Origin of the sequence: Clavibacter sp. MX14-G9D, from assembly GCF_032917815.1 — a bacterium.
Lineage (GTDB): Bacteria > Actinomycetota > Actinomycetes > Actinomycetales > Microbacteriaceae > Clavibacter > Clavibacter michiganensis_K.
On the sequence record NZ_JAVCVL010000138.1, the window covers coordinates 1 to 7,524 of the forward strand.

Genomic DNA, 7,524 nt, shown 5'->3' on the forward strand with positions numbered 1-7,524 from the left:
CGTCGCCGCCCAGCCCGCCGCGGCGTCGACCGCGGCGTCCTCGGAGTCGTCGTCCTCCACGGGCTTGCGGCGGCCCGCCGCGACGGCCGCGAGGTCCGCGGCCATGGCCTCGCGCTGCCGGCGCAGGAAGATGTAGGAGCCGCAGAACGACACGACCGCGCCGATGACGGCGGCCAGCGGCCAGAGGTCCGGGTTCACCGCCACGACCAGGCCGAACGGGATCGCGAACATGAGCACGCGGAGGACGGTGTAGACGAGCCAGTAGCGACGGGAACTCACCGGGCAAGCATAGGTCGGGCACCTGGACGAGGGGCCCGGCGCCCCCATCCCGGTCGCCCGGCGCGCGCTCCGCGCGCGCACATCGGACGCCCGGCTGTTTCCCCGGCGGCGGAGCTACCATGACGAGATGCCCCGCCTGCTGATCGGTCTCGCCGTCGTGATCGTGTTCTTCACGGTCTTCGTCATCGTGGACACCGCGTTGACGCCGCGGACCCGCATGCGCGGCCTCCCGAAGCCCGCGTGGGTCGCGGTCGTCGTCCTGGTGCCCCTCATCGGCGGCATCCTCTGGCTCACCATCGGCAAGGACCGCACCGACCTGGCGCGCGCGTCCGGCCGCCGCCTGGGTCCCGACGACGACCCGGACTTCCTCTCCGGCCTCGGCCGCACCCGGTCGGAGGAGGAGCGGATCCGCCGCCTCGAGCAGGAGCTCGCCGACCTCGACAGCGACGGCGCGGGTCCCGACGATCCGGCCGCGCCGCCGGCTCCGGGCGGCACCCCGCGCCCCGGCCGCGACGACGACGACCGCGCACCGGGCCGCCGGGACGCCTGACCTCCGGTGACCGCGACCGACTCCCGCCCCGTCCCTCCCTCCTCCCCGCGCACCGGCAACCCGTCCACCGACCGCGCCCTGGCCATGCTGCTGGCGCTCGTCGCCGAGGGCGTCACCGACGTGGTGCTCTGCCCCGGATCCCGCTCGCAGGCCCTCGCGCTCGTCGCCGCGGAGCTGGAGCGCGTCGACGGCGTCCGCCTGCACGTGCGCATCGACGAGCGCGCGGCCGGCTTCCTCGCGCTCGGCCTCGCCGTCGAGTCCGGTCGGCCCGCCCCCGTCATCACGACGTCCGGCACGGCCGTCGCGAACCTGCACCCGGCCGTGCTCGAGGCATGGCACTCCGGCGTGCCGATGCTGGTCCTCACGGGCGACCGCCCCGCGGAGCTCCGCGGCATCGCGAGCAACCAGACCACCCGCCAGCCCGGCATGTTCGGCGACCGGGTCGCCTGCGTGGACGTGCCCGCGCCGGAGGGGACCGACGACGACCTCGCCCGGGACGCCGCCCTCGCGCGCGACGCGTACCGCCTCGCCCGGGACGAGCGGACGCCCGTGCACGTGAACGTGGCCTTCCGGGATCCGCTCTCCGTCGCCGTGCCCGACCTGGCTCCGGCGGTCCTCGAGGCCCGCGCCGCGGCGGACGCGGCCGCCCGGGCAGCGGCGGCCCGTCCCGCGCCCGACGCCGACGTCCTCGACCTGGCCCACGGCCCGCGCACCCTCGTCATCGCCGGCCACGCCGCGGGGGAGGCCGCGGAGGAGCTCGCGCGCGCCGCGGGCTGGCCGCTCGCCGCGGAGATCTCCAGCGGGTCCCACTTCGGCCCCAACGTCGTCGTCTCCTTCCGCGAGCTGCTCGCGCGCCCCGGCTTCGGCGACCGCGTCGAGCGCGTCGTCGTGTTCGGCCACCCCACCCTCACCCGGGAGGTCCCGCTGCTCGTCGGACGGGACGACGTGGAGGCGATCGTCGTCGGGTCCACGGGCGGCGAGGACTACGACCCCCGCCACCGCGTCACCGCCCGGCCGGCCGCCGTGCGCGTGGTCGGGGAGCCCGCGGATCCGGCGGAGGCGCGGCGCTGGCTCGGCACCTGGGTCCAGGAGAGCCGCGCGATCCTCGACGCGGCGACCGCCGCCGAGACCGCCCCGCTCGTGCCCGTCGGCACCACGCCCGCCGAGCGCCGCGAGTTCGCCCGCTCCGAGCTCGCCGCCGTGCGCGCCGACGTCACCCGCCGGCACCTGGTCCGCGCCGTCTGGCAGGCCACGTGGCCGCACGACCGGCTCGTCCTCGGCGCGTCGCGGCTCATCCGCGAGGCCGACCGGGCGCTCCCCGGCAAGCGCGTGCGCGTGCACGCGAACCGCGGGCTCGCCGGCATCGACGGCACCGTCTCGACGGGCCTCGGCATCGCCCTCGCCTCGCAGGCGGCATCCGGCACGTCCGCCGCGGGCGTCACCCGGGTGCTCCTCGGCGACCTCACGCTCCTGCACGACGTCGGCTCGCTGCTCCTCGGCACGGGCGAGCGGGTCCCGCGGATCCAGGTGATCGTGGGCAACGACGGCGGGGGCACCATCTTCGACGGCCTCGAGGTGTCCCGCACCGCGGCGCCCGCCGCCATCGACCGCGTCATGTTCACCCCGCAGCGCGTGGACCTCGCCGCCCTCGCCGCCGCCTACGGCTGGACCCACCTGCGCGCCTCCACCCGCGGCGAGCTGGAGGCGGCCCTCACGACCGCGTCCACGGCGCCCCTCCTCATCGAGGTGCCGCTGGTCCGGTAGGGGACCTAGCCCAGCGCCTCCACGACCGGGCGGAACTTCATCGCGGTCTCGGCGCGCTCGCGCTCCGGGTCGGATCCCGCGACGATGCCCGCGCCCGCGTGCGCGACGATGGCGCCCGACGGGTCCACCTGGGCGCCGCGCAGCGCGATGGCCCACTCGCCGTCGCCGTCGGCGGCGACCCAGCCGACCGGTCCGGCGTAGCGGCCGCGGTCGGCGGGCTCCAGCTCGGCGATCAACGCGAGCGCGGCGGCGGTGGGGTGCCCGGCGACGGCGGCCGTCGGGTGCAGGGCACCCACGAGGTCGAGCGACGAGGATCCGTCGCCGAGCGTGCCCGTGACGTCGCTCGCCAGGTGCCACAGGTTCGGGAGCTTCAGGGTGAAGGGGGCGTCGGTGGTGGCGAGGTCGCGGCTGTGCGGGCGGAGCGCGTCGAGGACGCTGTCGCGCGCGAAGGCGTGCTCCTCGTTGTCCTTCGGGGAGGCGGCGAGGCCGGCGGCAGCAGCGGCGTCCTCCCGTGCGTCCGCGCCGCGCGACACCGTGCCCGCGAGCACGCGTGCGCCGACCGTGCCGCCGCCGACGCGCACGAGGGTCTCGGGGCTCGCGCCGATGAGGCCGTCGACCGCGTAGGTCCAGCAGTCCGGGTAGCCGAGCGCGAAGCGGCTGAGGGCGAGGCGCAGGTCGCCGCCCAGGGGCAGGCGCCCCACGAGGTCGCGCGCGATGACGACCTTCTCGAGGTCGCCGGCGCCGATCGCGGCGACCGCGCGCACGACGGCCTCCTGGTAGGCGTCCGGGCCCATGGCGCCGGGGCGGAGGTGGAGCCGGTACTCGGCGCCGGAGCGCTCGGGCACGGGGACCGCCCCGGCCGTCAGCGCGTCGAACGGCGACGCGGGGTCGGACGGCTCCGCCTCGGCGAGCCGGATGCGGGTCACCCACGACACCCCGTCGCGCCGGCCGACGACGACGCGCGGCACGACGAGCACGCTCGCGGCCTCCGAGTCGTCGGCGAACGCGAAGGCGCCGAACGCGATGAGCCCGGTGCCGGGGATCCCGAGCGGATCGACGACGGTCGCGGCGGCGGCGACCTCGCGCCACGCGGCGGCGGCGTCCCGCACGCGGTCGGGGCCGCGGAACTCCAGCCGGAGCGCCTCGCCGATGCCGCCCATCCCGGATCCGTGCCGCAGCCACAGGAGCGGATGCCGGGCGTCGAGGAGGGGGACGAGCCGGGCGATGGAGTCGACGGGGGTGGTGTCGACGAGGAGCGCTCGGACGCGGGATGCGGTCACGGATGCCAGCCTACCGCCGGGGATCCGGGCCTCCCCGGGCGCGCGGAGGGCCCTGGCCGGACCTCTCCGGGGCCGGTCGCCCCCGTCCTCTGATCGGCCCCTGGGCATCCGGCCGCCGCCCACCGTGCGCCCAGCGCTCCCGAATAGACTGACGGCGTGATGCGTGCAGACCTCAGCAAGAAGCCCGGCCAGGTGTCGGCGATGTTCGACGAGGTATCGAGCGCCTACGACCGGACGAACGCCCTGCTGTCGGTCGGCAACGACCAGCTGTGGCGCGTCGCGACCACCCGGGCGGTCGCCCCCGTCGCCGGCGAGCGGATCCTCGACCTCGCCGCGGGCACGGGCACCTCGAGCGCCGCGCTCGCCGCCTCCGGCGCCCACGTCGTCGCCGCCGACTTCTCCGAGGGGATGCTCGAGGTCGGCCGCCGCCGGCACGCGGGGAACCCGCGCATCGAGTTCGTGCACGCCGACGCCACCGACCTCCCCTTCGAGGACGACTCGTTCGACGCGGTCACCATCTCCTTCGGCCTCCGCAACGTGGTCGAGCCGCGCACGGGCCTCGACGAGCTCCTCCGCGTGCTGAAGCCCGGCGGCCGCATCGTCATCTGCGAGTTCAGCACGCCGCCCGTGCCGCTCGTGCGCCGCGGCTACGACCTCTACATGAAGGCCGTCGCGCCCTCCCTCGTGAAGCTCGTGAGCTCGAACGCCAGCGCGTACGAGTACCTGAACGAGTCGATCCAGGCCTGGCCCGACCAGGAGACGCTGAGCTCGTGGCTCCGCACGGCCGGCTTCGAGTCCGTCGAGCACCGGAACCTCACCGCGGGGATCGTGGCGCTGCACCGCGGCGTCAAGCCCGTCGGCCGCCACGCCGCTCCCCGTCCCGCCGCGTCCTGACCGCGCGTGAACCCCCAGAGACAAGGACGCCGATCATGAGTCCGAGCATCCCGCTCGCCCGCCGCGGCTCCGTCGCGTCCCACGCCAGCCTCACCGAGCGGCTGTTCTCGTCCTCCGACGACCGCCGCATGGCCCGCAGCATCGACGACGGGCTCGCGCTCGTGGAGGAGCAGCTCCTCCGCGAGGTGCGCTTCGCCGACGACGTGGCCGACGTCACCACGCGCTACCTGCTCGACGCGGGCGGCAAGCGGGTGCGTCCCATGCTGGCCCTGCTCATCGCCCAGCTCGGCGAGGGCAACACCCAGCAGGTCGTCGACGCGGCCGTCGCCATCGAGATCACGCACCTCGCGTCGCTGTACCACGACGACGTCATGGACGAGGCGGACATGCGCCGCGGCGTCCCGAGCGCGCAGGCCGTGTGGGGCAACTCCATCGCCATCCTCGCCGGCGACCTCCTGTTCGCCCGCGCCAGCAAGATCGTCGCGGACCTCGGCCCCCGCGCCATCCGCCTGCAGGCCGCCACCTTCGAGCGCCTGGTGCTCGGCCAGCTCCACGAGACCATCGGCCCGCGCGAGGACCAGGACCCCATCGAGCACTACCTCGACGTCCTGGCCGACAAGACCGGCTCCCTCATCGCCTGCGCGGCGCAGATGGGCGTCATCTACTCGGGCGCGGATCCCGAGCTCGAGTCCGCCGTCCTCGCGTTCGGCGAGCGCACCGGCGTGGCCTTCCAGCTCGTCGACGACGTGCTCGACCTCGCCGACCAGCCCGAGGAGACCGGCAAGCTCGCCGGCACCGACCTCCGCGCCGGCGTCTCCACGCTGCCGCTGCTGTACCTGACCCGGCTCGCGGCCACCGACCAGGAGGCGGCGGCGCTGCTCGCCCGCATCCAGCGCGACGTGGAGCACGAGGAGACGCCCGAGTCGGAGGCCGACCTCACGGCGGCCATCGCCGAGCTCCGCGACCACGAGGTCACCGCGCGCACCATCGCCGAGGCCCACCGCTGGGCCGCCGAGGCGGTCGAGGCGCTCGCCCCGCTCCCGGAGGGCCCGGTCCGGAAGGCGCTCACGCGCTTCGCCGACACCATCGTCGAGCGCACGCGCTAGCTGCCGCTCGGCCCCGCCGGCTCTCGCGGGGATCCGCACCACCACGCCCCCGACGGCCGGCACGGGGACGCCGACGAACAGAAGGACATCAGTGACCAAGCTCAGGCTGGCCATCGTGGGCGCAGGGCCCGCGGGGATCTACGCGGCAGACATCATCCTGAAGGCCGAGAAGCAGTTCGACGTCTCCATCGACCTGTTCGAGCGCCTCCCCGCGCCCTACGGCCTGGTCCGCTACGGCGTCGCGCCCGACCACCCCCGCATCAAGGGCATCATCGGCGCGCTCCGCGACGTGCTCGACCGCGGCGACATCCGCATCTTCGGCAACGTCGACTACGGCCGCGACATCACCCTCGCCGACCTCCAGCGGCACTACAACGCGGTCATCTTCTCCACGGGCGCGATCCGCGACGCGGAGCTCGACATCCCCGGCATCGACCTGCCCGGGTCCTACGGCGCCGCGGACTTCGTGAACTGGTTCGACGGGCACCCCGACTTCCCGCGCGACTGGCCCCTCGAAGCCCGCGAGGTCGCCGTCATCGGCAACGGCAACGTGGCGCTCGACGTCGCGCGCATGCTCGCGAAGCACGCGGACGACCTGCTGCCCACCGAGATCCCCGACAACGTCTACACGGGCCTCAAGCACTCGCCCGTCACCGACGTGCACGTCTTCGGCCGCCGCGGCCCCGCGCAGGTGAAGTTCACGCCGCTGGAGCTGCGCGAGCTCGGCGAGGTGCCCGACGTCGACGTGATCGTGTACGACGAGGACTTCGGCGTGGATCCCGCCGCCGAGGAGGCCGCGAAGACGAACAAGCAGGTCATGGTCATCAGCCGCGTGCTGGAGAAGTGGCGCACCCGCGAGGCGGGCTCCGCCTCGCGCCGCCTCCACCTGCACTTCTACTCGCGCCCCGCGGAGGTGCTCGCGTCCGACGACGCCGAGCCCCGCGTGGCGGCCCTGCGGATCGAGCGCACGCGGCCGGACGGCACGGGCGGCGTCGAGGGCACGGGTGAGTTCCGCGACGTGCCCGTGCAGGCGGTGTACCGCGCGGTGGGCTACTTCGGCTCGCCCGTCGACGGGATCCCGTTCGACGAGCGCCGCGGCGTCATCCCGAACCACGAGGGCCAGGTCCTCGACGCGGACAACACCCGCGTGCCGGGCGTCTACGCCACGGGCTGGATCAAGCGCGGGCCCATCGGCCTCATCGGGCACACGAAGTCGGACGCGATGGAGACCGTCTCGCACGTCCTCAACGACCAGGGCGACTGGTGGACCCCGGAGGCCCCGGAGGAGCAGGCGATCGTCGACCTGCTCGCCGACCGCGGCATCGAGTTCACCGACCTCTCCGGCTGGCACGCGCTCGACGAGCACGAGATCGCGCTGGGCGCGCCGCACGGCCGCGCCCGCATCAAGGTCGTCGAGCGCGACGAGATGCTCGAGGCGTCGCGCGCGCGGCAGTCCGCCTGACCCGCCCCGCCTGATCCACGCCGACGGGCGTCCGCGGTCCTCCCGCGGGCGCCCGTCCTCCGTCCGTCCCCAGGCGGGCGACCGGCACCCCGGTCGCCCGCCGCCGGCCCCTAGGGTCGCCGGGTGATCCCCGTCGCCGCGCCCCCGCTCTCCGCCGCGCTCGTCGGCGTCGGGGGCCTGTGGGGCGCC

7 protein-coding genes are annotated in these 7,524 nt (G+C 75.4%); 5 read left to right on the forward strand and 2 right to left on the reverse strand.

Going from position 1 to position 7,524, the window contains the following annotated elements; all coding sequences use genetic code 11:
* Positions 1 to 279, reverse strand: a 279-nt coding sequence (locus Q6969_RS11070; protein WP_317230487.1) for a DUF4229 domain-containing protein, incomplete at its 3' end; no start/stop codon positions are given.
* Between the two features lie 127 nt (positions 280 to 406).
* Here Q6969_RS11070 and Q6969_RS11075 point away from each other — a divergent pair.
* A complete protein-coding gene (locus Q6969_RS11075) occupies positions 407 to 829 on the forward strand; it encodes a PLD nuclease N-terminal domain-containing protein (protein WP_317230488.1) in 423 nt (140 codons plus the stop codon).
* A gap of 6 nt (positions 830 to 835) precedes the next feature.
* On the forward strand, positions 836 to 2,593 hold the full coding sequence (gene menD / locus Q6969_RS11080) for a 2-succinyl-5-enolpyruvyl-6-hydroxy-3-cyclohexene-1-carboxylic-acid synthase (RefSeq protein ID WP_396335537.1): 1,758 nt from the start codon (positions 836 to 838) through the stop codon (positions 2,591 to 2,593).
* 5 nt (positions 2,594 to 2,598) lie between these two features.
* On the opposite strand, the gene Q6969_RS11085 is transcribed toward menD, so the two are convergent.
* Positions 2,599 to 3,873 carry a chorismate-binding protein gene (locus Q6969_RS11085; protein ID WP_317230489.1) on the reverse strand — a complete coding sequence of 425 codons (1,275 nt, stop codon included), beginning with the start codon at positions 3,871 to 3,873 and terminating at the stop codon, positions 2,599 to 2,601.
* A gap of 159 nt (positions 3,874 to 4,032) precedes the next feature.
* On the opposite strand from Q6969_RS11085, the gene ubiE reads away from it, so the two are divergent.
* The 3 genes from ubiE (at position 4,033) to Q6969_RS11100 (ending at position 7,335) form a co-directional block, all read left to right on the forward strand.
* Positions 4,033 to 4,767, forward strand: coding sequence for a bifunctional demethylmenaquinone methyltransferase/2-methoxy-6-polyprenyl-1,4-benzoquinol methylase UbiE (gene ubiE, locus Q6969_RS11090; RefSeq protein ID WP_317230492.1), 735 nt, complete (start codon positions 4,033 to 4,035; stop codon positions 4,765 to 4,767).
* A 35-nt stretch (positions 4,768 to 4,802) separates the two neighbouring features.
* Positions 4,803 to 5,873 (forward strand): polyprenyl synthetase family protein, encoded by a 1,071-nt coding sequence (locus Q6969_RS11095; protein WP_104289380.1) that lies wholly within the window; start codon positions 4,803 to 4,805, stop codon positions 5,871 to 5,873.
* Between the two features lie 91 nt (positions 5,874 to 5,964).
* The gene (locus tag Q6969_RS11100) at positions 5,965 to 7,335 is read left to right on the forward strand and encodes an FAD-dependent oxidoreductase (protein ID WP_317230490.1); all 1,371 of its coding nucleotides are present in this window, start codon (positions 5,965 to 5,967) and stop codon (positions 7,333 to 7,335) included.
* The last annotated feature ends 189 nt before the right edge of the window (positions 7,336 to 7,524 follow it).